The sequence below is a fragment of the Ruminobacter sp. RM87 genome, from assembly GCF_000701925.1.
Classification (GTDB): Bacteria; Pseudomonadota; Gammaproteobacteria; order Enterobacterales; family Succinivibrionaceae; genus Ruminobacter; species Ruminobacter amylophilus.
Window position 1 is genome coordinate 1 of sequence record NZ_JNKD01000124.1, and the last position, 1,188, is coordinate 1,188.

At 40.2% G+C, this 1,188-nt stretch carries 1 protein-coding gene; it reads left to right on the forward strand.

The window, feature by feature from the left end; all coding sequences use genetic code 11:
• Nucleotides 1-444 precede the first annotated feature (444 nt).
• On the forward strand, nt 445-918 hold the full coding sequence (locus T489_RS0112325; protein WP_031580312.1) for a hypothetical protein: 474 nt from the start codon (nt 445-447) through the stop codon (nt 916-918).
• The last annotated feature ends 270 nt before the right edge of the window (nt 919-1,188 follow it).

A 1,188-nucleotide genomic window follows, 5' to 3' on the forward strand; every position in this document is an offset into this window, starting at 1 on the left:
TTGCGGTAAATCCGTATCTGTTTACGTACATCTACAGTTTACACGGTAAATCCACGTTTTTACATTCATTCGTGGAGGTCGTTTCATATTGTCTTACCTCAATCCTGTTATTAGGGAGCATAAACAGATGTGGTGACAATGTCCTTAAAGGCATATGCAGCAGACAGTTCCCGTCCTGAACATTATAAACAGCCATGACCGGATTCAGCAGCCGATTTCGTGCACGCAACACATATCCTGAGTATACGCCGGTAATTACTTGATCTCCGTTAAATAAAAAACCATGATTTTGGAAGCAAACAGCTTTTATAGATTATACTTAGATGTATATGGATGTTTGTGCTGTTAGTATTACCATTTAAAATCCAGTATAAAATCTATCTTTGATTTCTATTGATCACTCATATTTCCCGCAGGAAATATACGAGAAAGGAGTGTGGCACTATGAGAAGATTTACTATATTCTTTGTAATGGTTTTCGGTCTGACTGCAAACTGCTTCGCAGTTGAATGTGCTGATCCTGAATCTTCAGACATCCAAATTAACGGCAGTCGCAGAATAGCAAGAAATTACTATGACATTAACGGTAAAAAGCTTACAGTCAGCTATACGAATATTCCTTGGCGTATCATGGATGACAATCTGACTATCCAGCGTTTTGTAAAAAACCGCTGGGAACTGATAAACAGAGACGGGGCCATGATTCTGTTAAAGGGTCTCGAAAATCCGGATGAAACAATGCTCATTACCCCCGTTAATGGTTACGTACGCTATGTGGAAAGTGATGCAAATACAGTTAAGTACGTAACTGAAAAAGGATATATTGACTGCTATTCCAATTTCATCAATCTTGAGGAGCATACGGCAGAAGTTGCAAAGGATGAGAACGGAGCTGACAGCGACGCTGAAAAGAAATAAAACAGTGGCGTGATTATCTCCTGCAGACGGTTCTGCATAAAAGATTAAAGCCTCCCGCCCGCAGGAGGCTTTTTGACGTATAGGCAGTTCTGATGAATTCTTCGATACACCGTCTGAACTTCATCACCATCACAATCAGTTTTCTACTGAAGCCGGACATCACGTTACGATCCATGTGTTAAACGATCGCAAAAGTTGACCACCTAAACGAATTAAAGTTGACCACCTGCAAACAAGAAAAAACAGACAACGGAGTGGTCATGAAAAAAG